This window comes from Kosakonia sp., assembly GCF_032104925.1.
In the GTDB taxonomy this organism is placed as follows: domain Bacteria; phylum Pseudomonadota; class Gammaproteobacteria; order Enterobacterales; family Enterobacteriaceae; genus Kosakonia.
Genome location: NZ_DAMCGF010000006.1, coordinates 116,023 through 134,551, shown reverse-complemented (window position 1 = coordinate 134,551; position 18,529 = coordinate 116,023). Strand labels below are relative to the sequence as shown.

19 protein-coding genes are annotated in these 18,529 nt (G+C 56.2%); 12 read left to right on the top strand and 7 right to left on the bottom strand.

What is annotated here, in order from left to right:
* The first annotated feature begins 9 nt into the window (after positions 1–9).
* Together malI and RT644_RS14185 are read left to right on the top strand one after the other, a co-directional pair.
* On the top strand, positions 10–1,026 hold the full coding sequence (gene malI, locus RT644_RS14190) for a Mal regulon transcriptional regulator MalI (protein ID WP_313627103.1): 1,017 nt from the start codon (positions 10–12) through the stop codon (positions 1,024–1,026).
* A 166-nt stretch (positions 1,027–1,192) separates the two neighbouring features.
* Positions 1,193–1,717: a metal-dependent hydrolase gene (locus RT644_RS14185; RefSeq protein WP_313627102.1), complete on the top strand. Its 525-nt coding sequence runs from the start codon at positions 1,193–1,195 to the stop codon at positions 1,715–1,717.
* 63 nt (positions 1,718–1,780) lie between these two features.
* On the opposite strand, the gene cysS is transcribed toward RT644_RS14185, so the two are convergent.
* Positions 1,781–3,181, bottom strand: coding sequence for a cysteine--tRNA ligase (gene cysS / locus RT644_RS14180; protein WP_020456844.1), 1,401 nt, complete (start codon positions 3,179–3,181; stop codon positions 1,781–1,783).
* A gap of 173 nt (positions 3,182–3,354) precedes the next feature.
* Between cysS and ppiB the strand changes: the two genes are divergently transcribed.
* The 5 genes from ppiB (at position 3,355) to mnmH (ending at position 7,447) form a co-directional block, all read left to right on the top strand.
* Positions 3,355–3,849, top strand: a complete 495-nt coding sequence (ppiB, locus tag RT644_RS14175; protein ID WP_020456843.1) for a peptidylprolyl isomerase B — start codon at positions 3,355–3,357, stop codon at positions 3,847–3,849.
* A 3-nt stretch (positions 3,850–3,852) separates the two neighbouring features.
* On the top strand, positions 3,853–4,575 hold the full coding sequence (gene lpxH / locus RT644_RS14170; protein WP_313627101.1) for a UDP-2,3-diacylglucosamine diphosphatase: 723 nt from the start codon (positions 3,853–3,855) through the stop codon (positions 4,573–4,575).
* Positions 4,576–4,703: 128 nt separating this feature from the next.
* On the top strand, positions 4,704–5,213 hold the full coding sequence (purE, locus tag RT644_RS14165; protein ID WP_020456841.1) for a 5-(carboxyamino)imidazole ribonucleotide mutase: 510 nt from the start codon (positions 4,704–4,706) through the stop codon (positions 5,211–5,213).
* Positions 5,210–6,277, top strand: coding sequence for a 5-(carboxyamino)imidazole ribonucleotide synthase (gene purK / locus RT644_RS14160; protein WP_313627100.1), 1,068 nt, complete (start codon positions 5,210–5,212; stop codon positions 6,275–6,277). The genes purE and purK overlap by 4 nt, the downstream gene beginning before the upstream one ends.
* 90 nt (positions 6,278–6,367) lie before the next feature.
* Positions 6,368–7,447: a tRNA 2-selenouridine(34) synthase MnmH gene (mnmH, locus tag RT644_RS14155; RefSeq protein WP_313627099.1), complete on the top strand. Its 1,080-nt coding sequence runs from the start codon at positions 6,368–6,370 to the stop codon at positions 7,445–7,447.
* Here the strand turns inward: mnmH and RT644_RS14150 are convergent.
* The 6 genes from RT644_RS14150 to ybbA form a co-directional block, all read right to left on the bottom strand.
* Complete coding sequence (locus RT644_RS14150; RefSeq protein WP_020456837.1) at positions 7,444–8,103, bottom strand: methionine ABC transporter permease; 660 nt, start codon at positions 8,101–8,103, stop codon at positions 7,444–7,446. The two genes, mnmH and RT644_RS14150, sit on opposite strands and share 4 nt — an antisense overlap.
* Complete coding sequence (gene sfbB, locus RT644_RS14145; RefSeq protein ID WP_313627098.1) at positions 8,096–9,118, bottom strand: virulence-associated ABC transporter ATP-binding protein SfbB; 1,023 nt, start codon at positions 9,116–9,118, stop codon at positions 8,096–8,098. The genes RT644_RS14150 and sfbB overlap by 8 nt, the downstream gene beginning before the upstream one ends.
* Before the next feature lie 57 nt (positions 9,119–9,175).
* Positions 9,176–10,012 carry a MetQ/NlpA family ABC transporter substrate-binding protein gene (locus tag RT644_RS14140; RefSeq protein ID WP_313627097.1) on the bottom strand — a complete coding sequence of 279 codons (837 nt, stop codon included), beginning with the start codon at positions 10,010–10,012 and terminating at the stop codon, positions 9,176–9,178.
* A gap of 302 nt (positions 10,013–10,314) precedes the next feature.
* Positions 10,315–11,460 (bottom strand): porin, encoded by a 1,146-nt coding sequence (locus tag RT644_RS14135; protein ID WP_020456834.1) that lies wholly within the window; start codon positions 11,458–11,460, stop codon positions 10,315–10,317.
* 198 nt (positions 11,461–11,658) lie between these two features.
* A complete protein-coding gene (gene ybbP, locus RT644_RS14130) occupies positions 11,659–14,073 on the bottom strand; it encodes a putative ABC transporter permease subunit YbbP (RefSeq protein WP_313627096.1) in 2,415 nt (804 codons plus the stop codon).
* Positions 14,070–14,756 carry a putative ABC transporter ATP-binding protein YbbA gene (ybbA, locus tag RT644_RS14125; protein ID WP_313627095.1) on the bottom strand — a complete coding sequence of 229 codons (687 nt, stop codon included), beginning with the start codon at positions 14,754–14,756 and terminating at the stop codon, positions 14,070–14,072. The genes ybbP and ybbA overlap by 4 nt, the downstream gene beginning before the upstream one ends.
* On the opposite strand from ybbA, the gene tesA reads away from it, so the two are divergent.
* From tesA to RT644_RS14100, 5 genes are all read left to right on the top strand, one after another.
* A complete protein-coding gene (gene tesA, locus RT644_RS14120) occupies positions 14,727–15,350 on the top strand; it encodes a multifunctional acyl-CoA thioesterase I/protease I/lysophospholipase L1 (protein WP_020456831.1) in 624 nt (207 codons plus the stop codon). The two genes, ybbA and tesA, sit on opposite strands and share 30 nt — an antisense overlap.
* A gap of 28 nt (positions 15,351–15,378) precedes the next feature.
* Positions 15,379–16,149 carry an SDR family oxidoreductase gene (locus RT644_RS14115; RefSeq protein ID WP_020456830.1) on the top strand — a complete coding sequence of 257 codons (771 nt, stop codon included), beginning with the start codon at positions 15,379–15,381 and terminating at the stop codon, positions 16,147–16,149.
* A 61-nt stretch (positions 16,150–16,210) separates the two neighbouring features.
* A complete protein-coding gene (locus RT644_RS14110) occupies positions 16,211–17,065 on the top strand; it encodes a co-chaperone YbbN (RefSeq protein ID WP_200552928.1) in 855 nt (284 codons plus the stop codon).
* 84 nt (positions 17,066–17,149) lie between these two features.
* Entirely contained in the window at positions 17,150–18,064 is a 915-nt protein-coding gene (locus RT644_RS14105) for an SPFH domain-containing protein (protein ID WP_017455696.1), read from the top strand.
* Positions 18,061–18,522 carry an NfeD family protein gene (locus RT644_RS14100; protein ID WP_065369131.1) on the top strand — a complete coding sequence of 154 codons (462 nt, stop codon included), beginning with the start codon at positions 18,061–18,063 and terminating at the stop codon, positions 18,520–18,522. Before RT644_RS14105 ends, RT644_RS14100 begins: the two co-directional genes overlap by 4 nt.
* Positions 18,523–18,529 lie beyond the last annotated feature (7 nt).

Here is an 18,529-nt window from a genome sequence, read left to right as displayed (position 1 = left end):
GGAGCGAGTTTGAAGAAAGTCAGCATCATTGATGTCGCTAAACAGGCGGGCGTTTCCGTTTCCACCGTCTCGCTGGTGCTGCGCCAGAAAGGGAAAATATCACAAGCGACGATCGCTAAAGTCCATGCCGCTATCGATGCGCTTGGCTATGTTCACAATGTTGCTGCCGCGAATCTGCGTGCCAATACCTCCAACCTGATTGGGCTTATCCTGCGCGATTTCAGCGACAGCTTCTCGATAAAAGTGATGGCCAGCATCGTGCAGGAGCTGGAAAAACAGGGTTACATGGTTTTTCTCGGTCAGCCGCTCAACGATGGCGATCACCTGGAACGCTGCCTGCTGTCTTTCAAACAACAAGGGGTTGCCGGGGTGATTTATCTCGCCTCCGATACGCGCAGCTCAACGCTTCCCGCCCAAATTCGCGACTGCCCGCTGCCGCTGGTGGTGGTGTCACAGTCACTGCTCAATGAAGCGTGCAACCTGGTCATGCGCGATAACCGTCAGGCCGCCAGCCTGGCGACACGCTATCTCATCGAACGCGGGCACCGCAATATTGCCTATATTGGCGGCATTGAAGGCGATTTAATGCGCCAGCAACGTCTGCTGGGGTTTCGCACCACAATGACGCAGAACGGGCTGGTAGTACGCGAAGAAGCTACTCCGGCCTGCAGCGACGATACCCGCGCGGCAAGCTACGCTGTCCGCCAGTTACTGGAAAAAAATAGCACTATTACCGCCCTGCTCTGCCACTCGCCGGATGCCATGATTGGCTCCATCGCCGGGATCCACCAGACCGGGCATACGGTGGGCAAAGATGTGTTCCTCTCTCAGCAAGTGGCGCTCGTCGGCTTTGAAGATATGCTGCACGTCAATCTCACCTCGCCTTCCTTTACTTATGTTTCGTCCGCCAGTGAAGAGACCGGACGCCAGGCGACGGGCTTGATCATTCGCAAGCTGAAAGAGCCCGAGTTGCAAACGCAGCGCATCACGCTTTCCGGCCAGCTGATTGCCCGCGAGTCCGCGTAATCCGAACACGTCGGGCAGACAGCGGCGTCCTCGCGAGCGGTAACCTCACGTCGGCTTAAAACCAGCCAGCCCGGTTCTGTTTTGATGAGAAAAGATTCAGAAAACCCCGCAGTTTACCCGCCTGGCGCTTCGGCTATAATTTCTTTTTTCTTCAGAGACCTGCGTTATGCCAACGATTGTTACACATGCTGCTGTCCCGCTTTGTCTGGGGTTGGGGCTTGGCAATAAAGTGATCCCTCGCGGCTTACTGCTGGCGGGGATAGGGCTTGCCATGTTGCCCGATGCCGATGTGCTGGCGTTTAAATTCGGTGTCGCTTACGGCAATGTTTTCGGCCACCGCGGGTTTACCCACTCGTTGCTGTTTGCTTTTGTGGTGCCGCTATTGGTGACCTGGTTTGGGCGAAAATACTTCAAAGCGAGTCTGGCGCGCTGCTGGGCGTTTCTCACCGTGTCGCTGCTGTCGCACAGCCTGCTGGATTCCATCACTACCGGTGGGAAAGGCGTCGGCTGGCTGTGGCCGTGGTCGGATGAACGGTTCTTTGCGCCATGGCAGGTGATCAAAGTCGCGCCGTTTGCGCTGTCGCGCTATAACACACCGTATGGTCACCAGGTGATCATTTCGGAGTTGCTGTGGGTGTGGCTGCCGGGTGTGATTCTGGTGCTGCTGTTATGGAAAATGCGGCGGGGATAAATATCGACCACCGCCAGTGGTTTTGAAGGGACAACAAAAAAGCGGCCGAAGCCGCTTTTTTTCTTACTTACGACGCCAGGTCGTGCCCTGCGGGCCATCTTCCAGCACGATACCCATCTCGTTCAGACGGTCACGCGCGGCATCGGCTGCCGCCCAGTCTTTCGCTTTACGCGCATCGAGGCGCTGCTGGATAAGCTTTTCGATCTCAGCCACTTCGCTGTCATCCGCCTGCGCGCCGCTTTGCAGGAAGAGATCCGGATCCTGCTCCAGCAGACCCAAAACGCCCGCCAGTTCACGCAGCTTTTTCGCCGCCGCATTTGCGCCCAGCGCATCCCCGTCATGTTTCAGCGTATTCACTTCGCGCGCGAGGTCAAACAGCACGGAATAGGCTTCCGGGGTGTTGAAGTCGTCATCCATGGCGTCGCAGAAGCGTTTCTGGAACAATTCACCGTTCTCAAAATAACGATGTTCGGCGTTATTGCTATCCGTACCACGCAGCGCGTTGTACAGACGCTCCAGCGCAGAACGCGCCTGTTTCAGGTTCTCTTCGCTGTAGTTCAACTGGCTGCGATAGTGACCGGACATCAGGAAGTAGCGCACGGTTTCCGCGTCGTAATACTTCAGCACGTCACGCACGGTAAAGAAGTTGCCGAGCGATTTTGACATCTTCTCGCGATCAACCATCACCATGCCGGAGTGCATCCAGTAATTTACGTACTCGCCGTCATGCGCACAGGTTGACTGGGCGATTTCGTTTTCGTGGTGCGGGAACATCAGATCGGAACCGCCACCGTGGATATCGAAATGCGAACCCAGCTGTTTGCAGTTCATCGCCGAACACTCAATGTGCCAGCCGGGACGCCCTTCGCCCCACGGCGATGGCCAGCTCGGCTCGCCAGGCTTGGACATTTTCCACAGCACGAAGTCCATCGGGTTGCGTTTTACTTCCGCGACTTCGACGCGAGCCCCCGCCTGCAACTGATCCAGATCCTGACGCGAAAGCTGACCATAAGTCGGATCCGTCGGCACCGAGAACATCACATCGCCGTTTTCAGCCACGTACGCATGTTCGCGATCCAGCAGACGCTGTGTGATTTCAATAATTTCTGCAATATGGTGCGTTGCGCGCGGTTCGCTATCCGGGCGCAGGATATTGAGCGCGTCAAAATCCTTATGCATCTCAACGATCATTCGGTCGACCAGCGCGACAAAACTTTCGCCATTCTCATTAGCGCGCTTAATGATTTTGTCGTCAATATCGGTAATATTGCGGACATATTTCAGCTTATAGCCGAGAAAGCGCAAATAGCGGGATACCACGTCAAAAGCGACAAAGGTACGGCCGTGACCGATATGACAGAGATCGTAAACGGTAATACCACACACGTACATGCCGACTTCCCCGGCATGGATAGGTTTGAATTCCTCTTTTTGGCGCGTCAGTGTATTAAAGATTTTTAACATCGAAGATTCCATGTGGACGTGTGTGGAACGAAAACCGCATATATTACCCGTAATTCAAACCCGAAGCAGCACACTTTGCAAGGTGATCCAGCCTCGCGGTTATGCTATAACAAGCGACTATCTCTGACCCACTGGCGGGTCTACGCACTACACTATCAGAACAGGATGCAATAATGGTTACTTTCCACACTAATCACGGCGACATCGTAATCAAAACCTTTGATGACAAAGCGCCTGAAACAGTTAAAAACTTCCTGGACTACTGCCGTGAAGGTTTCTACAACAACACGATTTTCCACCGTGTTATCAATGGCTTTATGATTCAGGGCGGCGGTTTCGAACCGGGCATGAACCAGAAAGTCACCAAAGACCCAATCAAAAACGAAGCCAACAACGGTCTGAAAAACACCCGTGGTACGCTGGCCATGGCGCGTACTCAGGCTCCGCACTCCGCTACCGCACAGTTCTTCATCAACGTGGCTGATAACGACTTCCTGAACTTCAGCGGCGAAAGCATGCAGGGCTGGGGCTACTGCGTGTTTGCCGAAGTAGTTGAAGGCATGGACGTTGTTGACAAGATCAAAGGCGTTTCCACCGGTCGCAGCGGCATGCACCAGGACGTGCCGAAAGAAGACGTGGTGATTGAAAGCGTGGACGTCAGCGAGTAATTGGTGGCGACACTCTTTATCGCAGATTTGCATCTGCAAACAGAAGAACCGGCGATCACCGCCGGTTTTCTGCGTTTTTTGGCCGGTACAGCGCGTGAAGCCGATGCGCTCTACATTTTGGGCGATCTGTTTGAAGCGTGGATTGGCGACGACGATCCGAACCCGCTACATCAGCAAATAGCCCAGGCGATCAAAGCCGTTGTCGATAGCGGTGTTCCCTGCTATTTCATTCACGGCAACCGCGATTTCCTGCTCGGTCAACGCTTCGCGCAAGCCTGCGGTATGCAGTTGTTACCTCAGGAACAGGTGCTCAATTTGTATGGCCGTAATGTGCTGATTATGCATGGCGATACGCTCTGCACCGATGATGCCGGTTATCAGGCCTTTCGCGCCAAAGTGCACCAGCCCTGGCTGCAAAAGCTGTTCCTCACCCTGCCACTGTTTATTCGCCGACGTATCGCCGCGAAAATGCGCGCCGGCAGTAAAGCCGCCAACAGCAGCAAGTCGCTTTCGATTATGGATGTAAACCAGCACGCCGTGGTGGAAGCCATGGAAAAACACCAGGTGCAGTGGTTGATCCACGGTCATACCCATCGCCCGGCAGTGCATGAACTCACCGCGAATAACGCGCCCGCATACCGTGCCGTTTTGGGCGCATGGCACAGCGAAGGTTCGATGGTGCGCGTCAGCGACAGCGATGTCGAACTGATTCATTTCCCTTTCTGAATACGCTTGTGATTACGCGTCAAACGCGCGAAACATCGCTACGCAACCGTTTTCCTTGCCCGTTTTACATGCTATTCTCTGTGCCCTCTTATGTAGTCTGAAGCACACCCACAGGAGTTTTGAGACGTATGTCTTCAAGCAACCAACCGGCGCGCATCGCCATTGTTATGGGCTCGAAAAGCGACTGGGCCACCATGCAATTCGCCGCAGAAATCCTCGATACCCTGAACGTTCCGCACCATGTTGAAATCGTCTCCGCACACCGCACCCCGGATAAACTGTTTAGCTTCGCCGAAAGTGCGGAACAAAATGGTTACCAGGTGATTATTGCCGGTGCCGGCGGCGCGGCGCATCTGCCGGGCATGATCGCGGCGAAAACACTGGTGCCGGTACTGGGTGTGCCGGTACAAAGCGCTGCGTTAAGCGGTGTGGACAGCCTTTACTCTATTGTGCAGATGCCGCGCGGCATTCCGGTGGGAACGCTGGCAATTGGCAAAGCCGGTGCGGCCAACGCCGCGCTGCTGGCCGCACAGATCCTGGCGCAGCATGACGCGCAACTGCACCAGCGTCTGGCGGACTGGCGCAAATCTCAGACCGATGAGGTGCTGGATAATCCGGATCCGAGAGGCGCGGCATGAAACAGGTTTGCGTATTAGGCAACGGCCAGCTTGGCCGGATGTTGCGCCAGGCCGGTGAACCGCTCAACATCGCGGTCTGGCCGGTTGGGCTGGATGACGCACCGGAAGCGGTGCCGTTTCAACAGAGTGTTATCACCGCCGAAATTGAGCGTTGGCCGGAAACAGCGTTAACGCGCGAGCTGGCGCGCCATCCGGCGTTTGTTAACCGCGATGTGTTCCCGATCATTGCCGATCGCCTGACGCAAAAACAGTTATTCGACAAACTCGAACTGGCTACCGCACCGTGGCAGTTGCTGGCGGATAAAAGCGAATGGCCCGCCGTGTTTTCCCGCTTGGGCGAGCTGGCGATTGTTAAGCGCCGCGTGGGGGGCTATGACGGTCGTGGGCAGTGGCGTTTACGCACAGGCGAAACGGATCAACTGCCGGACGACTGCTACGGCGAGTGCATTGTCGAACAGGGCATCAATTTTTCCGGTGAAGTATCGCTGGTCGGCGCGCGCGCGCGTGATGGCAGCACCGTTTTCTACCCGTTGACGCATAACCTGCATCAGGATGGCATTTTGCGTACCAGCGTGGTTTTCCCGCAGGCTAACGCCGCTCAGCAACAGCAGGCGGAAAACATGCTTTCCGCCATCATGCATGAGCTGAACTACGTCGGCGTGATGGCGATGGAGTGCTTTGTCACACCGGGTGGGTTGCTGATTAACGAGCTGGCGCCGCGCGTACACAACAGCGGCCACTGGACGCAGAACGGTGCTTCTATCAGCCAGTTTGAACTGCATCTGCGCGCGGTGGTGGATCTGCCGTTACCGCCGCCGGTGGTCAACAGCCCGTCGGTGATGATCAACCTGATTGGCAGCGATCTGAATTACGACTGGTTGAAACTGCCGCTGGTGCATTTGCACTGGTACGACAAAGAGGTACGTCCGGGGCGCAAAGTAGGTCATTTGAACCTGAACGATGATGACATGGCGCGTCTGAGTGCCACGCTGGAAGCGCTGGTGCCACTGCTGCCGCCCGAGTACGCGAGCGGCATTGCCTGGGCACAGTCAAAACTGCAGTAATCTCCCGCCGGGGAATTGATCTCCCTTGTTCGGGGCGTAAAATCTGCACGCTGGTGGGATTACCACCAGCGTTTTGCAGAAGGAAGCCCAATGAACGACACCACGGATTATCTCGCCCTCCTGCGGGATGAAACGCCTCTTATTGATGTTCGTGCACCGGTTGAGTTCGCCAAAGGTGCCATGCCCGCGGCTATCAATCTGCCCTTAATGAACGACCATGAACGCGCAGCGGTAGGCACTTGCTATAAACGCGAAGGCGCAGAAGCCGCGCTTCGTCTGGGGCATCAACTGGTCAGTGGCGAAACCCGTGAACAACGCATCGAAGCATGGCGGCAAGCCTGCGCGCAATATCCGCAGGGTTATCTTTGTTGCGCCCGCGGCGGTCAGCGTTCGCATATCGTTCAGCAATGGCTGCGAGAATGCCAAGTGGACTATCCGCTGGTGGTCGGCGGTTATAAAGCGCTGCGCCAGGCCGCCATCGAAGCAACTCAACAGTGCATGCAACGCCCGGCGCTGCTGGTGGGTGGCTGCACGGGAAGCGGCAAAACGTTGCTGGTGCGTTCGCAGCGTAATGGCATCGATCTTGAAGGGCTCGCCCGGCATCGTGGTTCCTCGTTTGGCCGGACGCTGCAACCGCAGCGCTCGCAAGCCAGTTTCGAAAACCAGCTGGCAGCGGCGCTACTGAAAGTGACACCCGCGTTCTGGCTGCTGGAAGACGAAAGCGCCGCGATTGGGGCGAACCATCTGCCAGCCGTGGTGCGCGAGAGAATGGCGCAATCGCCGCTGGTGGTAGTGGAAGATCCCTTTGCACAACGCCTGGAGCGTTTGCGCGTCGACTATTTCGTAGAGATGCACGCGGCGTTTATCACCCGCGACGGTGAGGAAGAGGGCTGGCGTCAGTATGCCGAATATCTGCGTCACGGGCTTTTTGCCATTCGCCGCCGCCTGGGATTACAGCGTTACGCGGAATTGGCGCGACATCTGGAGAACGCGCTGAGCCAGCAGCAGCGCAGCGGCAGTACCGAGGAACACTTCGCGTGGCTGGTGCCGTTGCTGGAGGAGTACTACGATCCAATGTACCGCTACCAGCTTGAGAAGCGCGCGAAAGCCATTCGCTTTCGCGGCACTTTTGCAGAAGTAGCGGCCTGGCTGGCGGCACACACGGCTTAATGCCGATCGCGTTTATCGGCGCGTTTCGCCAGCCAGTCTCCCAGTACCTGGACTATCTGCACCAGAATAATCAGCGCGATAACCGTTACGATCATCACCTGGGTTTCATAACGGTAATAGCCGTAGCGGATCGCCAAATCGCCCACACCACCACCGCCGACAATCCCGGCCATCGCGGAATACCCAATCAGGCTGACGAGGGTAATGGTCAGGCCGCGCAGCAGACCCGCGCTGGCTTCCGGCAGCAGCACGGTACAGATAATGCGCAGCGGGCTGGCACCAAAGGCTTCCGCCGCTTCAATAATGCCTTTATCCACCTCGCGCAGGGCGCTGTCGACCAGCCGTGCATAAAAGGCAATCGCCGCCACAGACAGCGGCACCGACGCGGCAATCGGTCCAATAGTGTTGCCGAGCAAAAACTGCGTCACCGGCAACAGCAGCACCAACAGGATCACAAACGGCACCGAGCGGATAATATTCACCAGCACCGTGCTCACCAGATAGACCGCGCGGTTTTGCCAGAACAGGTGCCTGTCGGTAACGAAAATCAGGAAACCGAGCGGCAAACCGCCGACAATCGCCAGCACCGTCGAGATGCTTAACATCTGGAAAGTTTCGCCAAAGGCGAGGCTCAGATCGGCCATTAAATCATCCACGGATCACCTCCACCTGCGCGGTACGGTTGCGAATATAGTCCACGGCGTCACTTACTGCCGCCGGGTTTTCCACCGACGTCAGTTGCACCACCAGAATGCCCAGCGCCCGCTCGCCGATATACTCAATTTTGCCGTGCAGAATATTAACCGCGACGCCAAATTTTACCGCCGCGTCAGAGAGCACCGGCTGCTCAGCGGAGTCACCAATAAACAGGATCTTCAATAATTGCCCTGGCAGATGCTGTTGCAAACGCTCCGGCAAGGTCAAATTGAGCGTGTGCGACACCAGTTGGCGGGTGAAGGGGTGCTGCGGATGGGCAAAAATATCAAACACGTCGCCCTCCTCCACCACTTTGCCGCCAGACATCACCGCCACCCGATCGCAGATCGATTTGATCACGTTCATCTCGTGGGTGATCAGCACAATGGTGATCCCCAGTTGTTCATTGATCTGCTTGAGCAGGGCCAGAATGGTGGCGGAAGTTTCCAGATCCAGCGCCGAGGTTGGCTCATCACATAGCAAAACATCCGGGTGATTAGCGATGGCGCGCGCAATACCGACCCGCTGCTTCTGCCCGCCACTGAGTTGCACCGGGTAGCGACTGGCTTTATCGCTTAAGCCTACCAGTTGCAGGATCTCCGCCACGCGCGGGGCGATTTTACTGCGTTCCCATCCCGCCGCTTTCAGGCTGAAAGCCACATTTTGCGCCACGGTGCGGGTATGCATCAGGTTGAAGTGCTGGAATATCATGCCTATGCGCTGGCGCGCTTTGCGTAATGTGATGCCTTCCAGCGCCGAAATAGCAACACCATTGATTTTGACGCTGCCCTGGCTTGGGCGCTGCAGCGCATTCAGCGTGCGCAGCAGCGTACTTTTGCCCGCGCCGCTGGTGCCCACAATGCCGAAGATCTCCCCCGGCGCAATACGCAGCGTGACATCCTCTACCGCCCGGGTCGCGCTCGTACTGCCGCGCGCTGCGGGGAAATCCACGCATACTTTTTCGATTTCAATCATGCAAACCTCAAACGACAAAAGGCAGGCCGCAGCCTGCCCGTCAAATCAGCCGGAGTGTTACTTTTTATCCGTGCCCTGCATCCAGTCTGGTTTCTGGAACGCACCATAAACATTGTTCGGATCGTCAATTACTGCACGGTAAGCCGGCGATTTAACCACCCCGACAATATCCTTCGCGAACGGTTTGTCGGCGTCTTCCGTGCGCACCGCAATGATGTTTTTCAGGTTCTCATCGAGATGCTCTTGTTTGAGCGCAGAGGAGAGTTTCAGCCCGGCGGCAATGGCAAAGTTGCCATTCACCAGCGACGCGGTCACACCGTCCAGCGTGCGCGGCAGTTGCGCCGCTTCCAGCGGTTTAAACACCAGCCCTTTCGGGTTGCTGGCAATATCGCGCTCGGAGGCTTTAGTCGGGTCGATGTTATCTTTGATAGTGATAAGGTCGAGCGATTGCAGGAAACGCAGCCCGCGCGCCAGGTTGGTCGGGTCATTGGAGAGCGTCACAATGTCGCCCTTTTTCAACTCATCCAGGCTTTTGATTTTGCGTGAATAAAAGCCCATACCCGCTGTCGGCACGGTAATCAGCTTGGTTAATTTCAGGCCTTTATCGGTCGTGAATTTGTCAAAATAGAGGCTGTGCTGGAACAGGTTGGCATCAATACTGCCGTTCGCCAGCGCCATATTCGGCTGTACGTAATCGCTAAATTCACGCACCACCACTTTATAGCCTTTCTCTTTTAACGACGGCGCAATAGCCTGTTTCACCATATCGCCGTATGGTCCAGGTGCGACGCCGAAAACGATGGTGTGCGGATCGCTGCTGGCGTGAGCAAACGGTAAGCCGCAGGCCAGAAGTAACGCGCCGAAGGTCGCGCGCAAGCTGAGACGACGTCCCATAAATTCTCCCTAACGAGTTGAGCTGCTGTGTTGACGCGACGTACAGTGCGGCGCGTTCCATTTTCACCTGATTGATAAGGCTGCTGAATAAGATGGCATAAACACAGCGCAGCGGTAATTGAAATAAATTCAACATGCTGTGAACTATGTCACTGAATGGCAGGGAGATCTTTGCGGGGTAAGGCGATGAAGCATAACGAAAAGCCCTGCCCATGATGGGTTTTCTGGCCTTCCGTTATGCTTTTTGTTGCTAAGCATTGCCGGATTTAAACGAAGCGTTAAACCCGGCTGATGCAGACCTCTTAGAAGTCGTAACGCAGACGAACGATGTTCATGTCGCCCAGGTCGTCGGTGCTGCTGGTGAATACGTGTTCGTAATCGACACGGAAACCGTAATCCAGCTGGAAGGTCACACCCACGCCGTTATCAATACGCTGGTAATCACGACCAGTGGTGTATTGCAGACGGTCACCCATGACGTACGGCTGTACGTATTTAAGCGCGTACTGACCGACCGGGATTTTATAACCGGCAAAGTATTCAATACCCCACGCGTCGCCCGCGAAGTAGTTATGAATATCTTTTTTACCAGTGGTCAGATAGTTTTCGTACCAGCCGCCACCGAAGGAGAAGGTCCAGTTATCCGGCGTCCAGCTCAGCGCGGTGCCATAGATATTCTGGCTGTAGGTATCGCTGCCGCCGGTGTTGACGTTGCGCATATCGGCCTGGGTATAGTTCCACGCCGTACCCCATGTCAGATCTTTGGCAATGTGGTAATCCACGCCCAGAGAACCGCCGCCTTTACGTTTGTAACGCAGGCCATTGCCACGCAGCAGATCGTTATCAGAGAACAGGTAAGATGCATAAATGTCAGCATCACCGAAGGTGTTTTTGTATTTCAGCATCTTACGTGAACGGTAGGAACCGTCGTAATCGCCGTTAATACCGTTACCGGAAGCCTGGGCTTTCATGTCGTAATCCCAGATATCGGTTTTCGCACCGACCACATCGTAGTACACGCTGTTCTGCTGACCGAAGGTCATCGTACCCCAGGTCTTACTTTTCAGACCGGTGTAGAGCATACGGCGGGTGGTATTATGCGCGCCGTCTGCATAGTGGTTATCCCAGTCGAACAGTGCCGGAATGTTCACACCCAGCTCGTAGTAGTTAACCCAGCTAATATCATCGAACAGGTAGTAATCGGTCGCAAAACGGAAACGGGTGCCACCGTCATAGCCGTTGCGTTTGAAGGAGCCTTTATCACCGTCGCCCATCATGTTATCGAACTGCGGACGAATAGAACCACCAACGGTGAAGTTCAGGCGGCTTAACGGATTACCGGCCTGCGGATCTTGCTTAAGTACAGTAATTTCCGCCTGAGTTGCAAAAGACATCAATGCCACTGCTGCGCCGATGGCTGTCGCCAGGGCGGTTGTTTTTATTTTCATGGTTTTTCCTTGATGGATAGACACCACTAGTAAGTTACTAGCGGCGAAATATTAACGTCTAAAAGCTTCTATTTGGTGGGGTTTTTTTGTTGTTTTGTGCTGGTAAATAATTGCCAGGGGAACTTTTACACTTTGAAACAGACGCACACCGATAGAATTATCGGCATGCGTTTCGTTGAGCAAATATTGATGAAGGGATTAATTACTGAATTGACGAAACAGTGCTTTTCCTTTAAGCAAACGCGCGCCAAGCCAGCCGCCGCATAGCGAAAGCAGTAACGCGCCGCACAACGGTAACGTTGCCCACAAACGCCAGTCCGGCTCCCACGGGAAATCAAACACCCTCGTTTGCAGCACCGCCAGCGCGGTTTCCGCGCCCATCGCCGCGACCAGCCCGGAGACCAGCCCCAGCAGCGCGAACTCACACCATAACGTGGTTCGCAGCAGCCGCTTGCCCGCGCCGAGCGTGCGGTAAACCACCAGCTCCTGGTGACGCTGACGCATACCGACTTGTACCTGCGCGAGCAGAAGCAACACGCCGCAGGCCGTGACCAGCACGACCATCACTTCCAGCGCCCGGCTGACCTGCTCAAGCACCTGACCGACCTGTTTTAAAATCGCGCCAATATCGAGCAGGCTGATGGTCGGGAACTCCCGGTTCAGTTGCGTTAACATGCCGTTGCCGTTCTGCCAGCGGAAACTGGTGAGCCAGCTCTGCGGCTGGCCGTCCAGCGCCCCCTGGGGGAAGATAAAGAAGAAATTTGGCCGCAGGCTTTCCCAGTCCACTTTGCGCAGGCTGCTGATGGTGGCGCTGAATTCCTGCGTATCGCCCATAAACGTCACGGAGTCGCCCAGCTTCAGGCCTAACCGCTGCGCCAGCCCCTCCTCAACCGAGACCTCCCCGTCTTTCGGCGGCCAGTGTCCTGCGGTGACCGGGTTATGATCCGGGCGCTGCTGAAGCCAGGTGAGATTGAGTTCGCGGTTCAGCGCCTCATCCTGGTTGCCCTCCGTCGACTGGCCGTTAATTTGCGTCATCCTCGCGCGCACAATCGGGAAGAATGCCTGGGCGTCAACATGGTGCTCAGAAAGAAACGCTTTCAGCGGTGTCACCTGTTCCGGCGCGATATTGATTAAAAAGTAGTTCGGGCTTTCCGGCGGTAACTGCTGTTGCCACCTGTCCAGCAGATCGCCGCGCAGCACCAGCAGCATCGCCAGCAACATAAAGGAGAGCGAAAACGCCGCAAGCTGGCTCAGCGTTGACCACGGCTGACGCAGCAGCCGGTTCACCGCAAGACGCAACGGCAGCGCTTTAAATGTCAGTCGTTTGAGCACATTAAGCAGCAGCCAGCCCACCACGCCGCACAGCAAGGCCAGCACCACCGCCCCCGCCAGCACAGCCCACAGCAACATACTGCCGCCCATCAGCCAGCCGAGTAGCAGCACGGCTACCGCGCAGATCACCGGCACGTAGAGCTTCAGCGGCCAGACATTGGCCACCGCATCACGTCGCAGCACACGCAGCGGCTGCGTCGCCAGCAGCAAGCGATAGGGCCGCAACCCTACCAGCAGCGAAATCACCACCATCGCCCCGACCGCCCACAGCCACGGCCACAAACTTGCGGGCGGCAGCGCAGCAGGCAGCACCGGCTTGAGCAGCACCATTAAAACGCTTTCGAACACCAGGCCGATGACGCCACCGGTCACCACTGATAGCGCCAGTACCATTAACCACTGCCCGACAATCAATTTGCGTAATTGCGCGCGGCCCGCACCAAGGGTTTTCAGTACCGCCACCAGATCGTAGCGACTACGGCAATAGTGCCCCATCGCCACCGCGACGGCAGCTATTGCCAGCAACAGCGTTAATAGCGCAGATAACAACAGGAACTGCTGCGAACGCTGCAAGGATTTGCCCAGTGCGCCTTCATCCTGCTCCAGCCCGTACCAGCGGTGCTCCGGTTTTAACTGCGGCAGCAACCATTTTTCGTATGCATCTAATTGCGCGGGTGTGCCGCCAAATTTTACCCGCCAGCTGACGCGGCTACCCGGCTGCACCGCACCGGTTTTCGCCACATCGGCAATATTCATCAACAGACGTGGTGCCATCTGAAAAGGGTTAAAGCCTGAATCCGGCTCCTGTATCACTTCTCCGGCGATACGCAATGTGGCATCCCCCACATCAATAGCATCACCGGTTTTTAAATTGAGCAGCGCCATTAACCGTGGCGCCAGTAACACCGTTCCCGCTCGCGGTTTTAACCCCGCCGGGCTGGTTTGCAGCTCACCATAAAGGGGGTAAATCTCATCAACGGCTTTCACATCGGCTAATTGCGGCGTGTCGCCAGCAAAAGTCATGGTGGCAAAACTGATTTGTTCGCTGACTCGCAGCCCTGTTTTTCGCGCTTCATCCAGCCACGACTGGGGTATCTCACGAGAGCTGCGTAGCGCTCTGTCGCCCGCCATAAATTCCCGGCTCTGCTGGCTGAGCCCTTTTTCCATACGATCGCTGATGTTGCCGAGCGCCAGCACGCAAGCCACCGCCAGACTTAGCGCCATCCAGACAATCAGCAGCGACGGCGAGCGCCATTCGCGCCAGAACCAACGGGCTATCATACATCCTCCCGCAGTTCACCATTGACCAGCCGCAACCGCCGATCGCAACGCGCGGCAAGCTGCGGATCGTGCGTTACCAGCAGCAGCGTGGTGCCATATTGTTGATTCATGGAAAAGAGCAAATCAGCGATCTTGTCGCCGGTTTGCCGGTCGAGATTGCCGGTAGGTTCATCGGCGAACAGCACCGACGGTCGGCCATTAAACGCGCGAGCCAGCGCCACCCGCTGTTGTTCACCGCCGGAGAGCTGCGCAGGCAGATGATCCAACCGTTTACCCAGCCCTAACTCTTCCAGTAACGCTTTCGCGCTACTGCGGCTTTGATTGCTGTTTTCGCCGCGCAGCAAGGCCGGGAGTTCAACATTTTCCAGCGCATTTAGCGTGGGAATGAGCATAAAGGATTGAAAAACAAAGCCGACATTTTGCGCACGTAGTTGCGCGCGCGCCTCTTCATCCATCTTATGCAGAGGTTTGCCGAGCAGGTTCACCTCGCCGCTACTGCCATCGTCTAACCCGGCGAGGATCGCTAATAAGGTGGACTTTCCGGAGCCGGATTCGCCAATCAGGGCGATGGTCTCGGCTGGTTTGACAACCAGCTCAACTCCGGTAAGGATGGAAAGCTCATGCTCCCCCTGACCGACGGACTTCTTAAGATGATGAACTTCAACAATGTTTTCCGCTGGCATTTGCCCTTCCTGTTTTTGCTTTTGTTAACCTTTCGCGCCGCGGCGGCGGACACGTTACTGATTCTTGGCGACAGTCTGAGCGCCGGGTATCGCATGGCGGCGAATGCCGCGTGGCCTGCGCTGCTCAATGACAAATGGCAGCAAAAACCGACGGTTATCAACGCCAGCATCAGCGGCGACACCTCGCAGCAGGGGCTGGCGCGCCTGCCTGCGCTGCTTAAAGAGCATCAACCGCGCTGGGTGCTGGTGGAGCTGGGCGGTAACGATGGTCTGCGCGGTTTCGCGCCGCAGCAAACAGAGCAAACGCTGCGCCAGGTGGTGCAGGCGGTGAAAGCCGCCAACGCGCAACCGCTGTTAATGCAAATTCGGCTCCCTGCTAACTACGGTCGCCGCTATAATGAAGCCTTTAGCGCCATTTATCCTAAGCTTGCCAAGGAGTTGGATGTTCCTCTGCTGCCATTTTTTATGGAAGAGGTCTATCTGAAACCGCAATGGATGCAGGATGATGGCATCCATCCCAACCGCGATGCGCAGCCGTTTATTGCAGACTGGATGGCAACGCGACTGGCGCCTTTAGTTAACCACGACTCCTGATTGTTCAGGCACGCCCCCAGGTAAAGTTATGCAAAAAACGGTCTTAATAACAGGATGTTCCAGCGGCATCGGGCTGGAAAGCGCACGCGAACTGAAGCGTCAGGGTTTTCGCGTGCTGGCGGCCTGCCGTAAACCGGACGATGTCGCCCGGATGGCAAGCGAAGGCTTTACCGGCATTTTGCTCGATCTTGACGACGCGCAAAGCGTGATACGCGCCGCCGCCGAAGTGATAGCGCTGACCGACAATCGCCTGTACGGGATCTTCAACAACGCCGGATACGGTGTTTATGGCCCGCTCGATACCATCAGCCGCGAACAGCTGGAACAGCAATTTTCCAGTAACTTTTTTGGCACTCACCAGCTCACCATGCTGTTGCTGCCTGCGATGCTGCCGCACGACGAGGGGCGCATCGTGATGACCTCCTCGGTGATGGGGCTGATCTCAACGCCAGGCCGCGGCGCTTATGCCGCCAGCAAGTATGCGCTGGAAGCCTGGTCGGACGCTTTACGAATGGAGCTACGCCATACAGGCATCAAAGTGAGCCTGATTGAACCCGGCCCGATTCGCACGCGCTTTACCGACAACGTGAATCAGACACAACGCGATAAGCCGGTGGAAAACCCCGGTATCGCCGCACGTTTTACGCTGGGGCCGGAGGCAGTCGTCGCCAAAGTGCGCCATGCTTTTGAGAGCAGCAACCCGAAAGTGCGCTACCCGGTAACGCTGGTGACATGGGCGGTTACCTTTTTAAAACGCCTGCTGCCAACGCGCATGATGGATAAAATTTTGCACGGGTGAGTTGAAGGCGCGAAGCCTGTCCCCCATGTATGACGAAACAGTGAAATAAAGAGAACTTAGTATGTCTGCACAGAATATTGTCAATATTACCGAAATGAACCTGCAACAGGTGCTGGAGCAATCCGTTGCCACGCCGGTGCTGTTCTATTTCTGGTCCGAACGCAGCCAGCACTGCCAGCAACTGACGCCGGTGCTGGAAAACCTCGCCGCCCAGTACAACGGGCAGTTTATCCTGGCGAAAGTCGATTGCGACGCAGAGCAGATGGTGGCATCGCAGTTTGGCTTACGCGCCATTCCTACTGTTTACCTGTTCCAGAATGGCCAGCCGGTTGACGGTTTCCAGGGGCCGCAGCCGGAAGAAGCCATTCGCGCGCTGCTGGATAAAGTGCTGCCGCGCGAAGAGGAGCTGAAAGCGCAACAAGCTATGCAGTTGATGCAGGAAGGCAAACACATCGACGCGCTGCCGCTGCTGAAAGAGGCCAGCCAGTTAGCACCGCAAAACAGCGAAATCACCCTGCTGCTGGCAGAAACGTTGATTGTGTTGAACCGTGCGGATGAAGCCGAAGCGGCGCTGAAAGCAGTTCCGTTACAGGATCAAGACACCCGTTATCAGGGCCTTATCGCGCAGATCGAACTGCTGAAAAAAGCCGCGGATACGCCGGAAATCCAGCAGCTGCAACAGCAGGTTGCAGACAACCCGCAGGACGCACTGCTGGCAACACAACTGGCGCTGCAACTGCACCAGGTGGGCCGCAACGAAGAAGCGCTGGAATTGCTGTTTAGCCACCTGCGTAAAGATCTGGCTGCGGCAAACGGTGAAGCGCGCAAAATGCTGCAAGAGATCCTGGCCGCGCTCGGCACCGGCGACGCGCTGGCATCGAAATACCGCCGCCAGCTCTACTCCCTGCTCTACTAATTCCCCTGCTAAATTTGGCGATCGCGCTGTTTTAATCGCTAATTCGGGCTAAGATGGCATCAAATTAAACAGGAGGTTTTTTTGATGCCAATCGTCATTCTGGTTCTTATCTTCGTCGCGCTGGTGGTGGTTATCTCCGGTGTGAAAATCGTCCCGCAAGGCTTCCAGTGGACTGTGGAACGCTTTGGCCGTTTCACCCGCACGCTGCAACCAGGTTTAAGCCTGGTGGTGCCGTTTATGGATCGTATTGGTCGTAAGATCAATATGATGGAACAGGTTCTCGATATCCCCTCGCAGGAAGTTATTTCCAAAGACAACGCCAACGTCACCATTGACGCAGTATGCTTTATTCAGGTGATCGACGCTCCGCGCGCCGCTTATGAGGTGAGCAACCTGGAGCTGGCGATCATCAACCTGACCATGACTAACATCCGTACCGTGCTCGGCTCAATGGAGCTGGACGAAATGCTTTCGCAGCGCGACAGCATCAACACCCGTCTGCTGCATATTGTGGATGAAGCAACCAATCCGTGGGGTGTGAAAGTCACGCGTATTGAAATCCGCGATGTGCGCCCACCGGCGGAATTGATTGCCTCGATGAATGCGCAGATGAAAGCGGAACGTACCAAACGCGCTTACATTCTTGAAGCTGAAGGGATCCGTCAGGCGGAGATCCTCAAAGCCGAAGGGGAAAAACAGTCGCAGATCCTCAAAGCGGAAGGCGATCGCCAGTCGGCGTTTCTGCAGGCGGAAGCGCGTGAACGTTCGGCAGAAGCCGAAGCCCGCGCCACGCAGATGGTCTCTGAAGCGATTGCCGCCGGGGATATTCAGGCAGTGAACTACTTCGTAGCGCAGAAATATACCGATGCGCTGCAACAAATTGGCTCGGCGAACAACAGCAAAGTGGTGATGATGCCGCTGGATGCCAGCAGCCTGATGGGCTCGATCGCCGGGATCGCCGAACTGGTGAAAGACAGCGCCGGCGAGCGTAAAAAATGATTGCCGCCCTGCTGCTCGAACATACACACCTCGCCTGGTTGGTGCTCGGCGGCCTGTTGCTGGCTGCGGAAATGCTGGGCGGTAACGGCTATCTGTTGTGGAGCGGCGTCGCGGCGGTGGTCACCGGGCTGCTGGCGTGGGTTATTCCCTTCGGCTGGGAGTGGCAGGGTGTGCTGTTCGCCGTGCTGACCATGCTGGCCGCCTGGCTGTGGTGGCAATGGCTTTCGCGGCGGGTAAAACAGCAAAAACCCGCCGACGCGTCGCTGAATCTGCGTGGGCAACAGCTCATCGGCCGCCGCTTCCAGCTTGATAACGCACTGGTGAACGGTCGAGGCCATATGCGTGTGGGCGACAGTTCGTGGCCGGTCAGCGCCGACGACGATCTCGCTGCCGGAACGCGCGTTGAGGTAACGGCCGTTGAAGGCATCACCTTACGCATCAAAGCCGTAAACGAATAACAATAAC

Coding starts and splice junctions, on each gene's coding strand:
- RT644_RS14185 (WP_313627102.1), top strand. CDS start 1,193: ATGCCAACGATTGTTACACATGCTGCTGTCCCGCTTTGTCTGGGGTTG.
- cysS (WP_020456844.1), bottom strand. CDS start 3,181: ATGTTAAAAATCTTTAATACACTGACGCGCCAAAAAGAGGAATTCAAA.
- ppiB (WP_020456843.1), top strand. CDS start 3,355: ATGGTTACTTTCCACACTAATCACGGCGACATCGTAATCAAAACCTTT.
- purE (WP_020456841.1), top strand. CDS start 4,704: ATGTCTTCAAGCAACCAACCGGCGCGCATCGCCATTGTTATGGGCTCG.
- purK (WP_313627100.1), top strand. CDS start 5,210: ATGAAACAGGTTTGCGTATTAGGCAACGGCCAGCTTGGCCGGATGTTG.
- mnmH (WP_313627099.1), top strand. CDS start 6,368: ATGAACGACACCACGGATTATCTCGCCCTCCTGCGGGATGAAACGCCT.
- sfbB (WP_313627098.1), bottom strand. CDS start 9,118: ATGATTGAAATCGAAAAAGTATGCGTGGATTTCCCCGCAGCGCGCGGC.
- RT644_RS14140 (WP_313627097.1), bottom strand. CDS start 10,012: ATGGGACGTCGTCTCAGCTTGCGCGCGACCTTCGGCGCGTTACTTCTG.
- RT644_RS14135 (WP_020456834.1), bottom strand. CDS start 11,460: ATGAAAATAAAAACAACCGCCCTGGCGACAGCCATCGGCGCAGCAGTG.
- ybbP (WP_313627096.1), bottom strand. CDS start 14,073: ATGATAGCCCGTTGGTTCTGGCGCGAATGGCGCTCGCCGTCGCTGCTG.
- tesA (WP_020456831.1), top strand. CDS start 14,727: ATGAACTTCAACAATGTTTTCCGCTGGCATTTGCCCTTCCTGTTTTTG.
- ybbA (WP_313627095.1), bottom strand. CDS start 14,756: ATGCCAGCGGAAAACATTGTTGAAGTTCATCATCTTAAGAAGTCCGTC.
- RT644_RS14115 (WP_020456830.1), top strand. CDS start 15,379: ATGCAAAAAACGGTCTTAATAACAGGATGTTCCAGCGGCATCGGGCTG.
- RT644_RS14110 (WP_200552928.1), top strand. CDS start 16,211: ATGTCTGCACAGAATATTGTCAATATTACCGAAATGAACCTGCAACAG.
- RT644_RS14105 (WP_017455696.1), top strand. CDS start 17,150: ATGCCAATCGTCATTCTGGTTCTTATCTTCGTCGCGCTGGTGGTGGTT.
- RT644_RS14100 (WP_065369131.1), top strand. CDS start 18,061: ATGATTGCCGCCCTGCTGCTCGAACATACACACCTCGCCTGGTTGGTG.